Genomic DNA, 430 nt, shown 5'->3' with positions numbered 1-430 from the left:
AAGTCTCTCCTTCCGCACCATCTTTTAGTGTGATTGACACTTTAAACAATCCTGTTGGGCTATCGCCAAGCGGTAAGGCAGCGGCTTTTGATGCCGCCATTCCCTGGTTCGAATCCAGGTAGCCCAGCCACTATTTAAAGGTTCAGTAATGGGGCACAATCATTTTGATGCCCCGTCTATTGTCCCTGGTTCGGTTCAAAGTAACCCAGCCATTACAACGTCTAGTTGATTCACCAATCATCAGCTAAGACTACAAAATTGATGCGGAAGTGGCGGTCTTTTATAACCATCCAGATCTGCGTTCTAACGGCGCAGGGTGGGAGAGTTCAAGTCTCTCCTTCCGCACCATCTTTTCGTATGATTGACACTTTAAACAAGCCTGTTGGGCTATCGCCAAGCGGTAAGGCAGCGGCTTTTGATGCCGCCATTC

2 tRNA genes are annotated in these 430 nt (G+C 48.4%); both read left to right on the top strand.

Features of this window, described 5'->3' with window-relative positions:
- Positions 1-55: 55 nt before the first annotated feature.
- A tRNA-Gln gene (locus HW45_RS21665) sits at positions 56-130 on the top strand.
- 133 nt (positions 131-263) lie between these two features.
- Positions 264-348 (top strand) — tRNA-OTHER (locus tag HW45_RS29360).
- The last annotated feature ends 82 nt before the right edge of the window (positions 349-430 follow it).

It is taken from the genome of Vibrio sp. ER1A, from assembly GCF_000733315.1.
In the GTDB taxonomy this organism is placed as follows: Bacteria; Pseudomonadota; Gammaproteobacteria; order Enterobacterales; family Vibrionaceae; genus Vibrio; species Vibrio mediterranei.
This window is presented reverse-complemented; position numbering and strand designations above follow the sequence as displayed.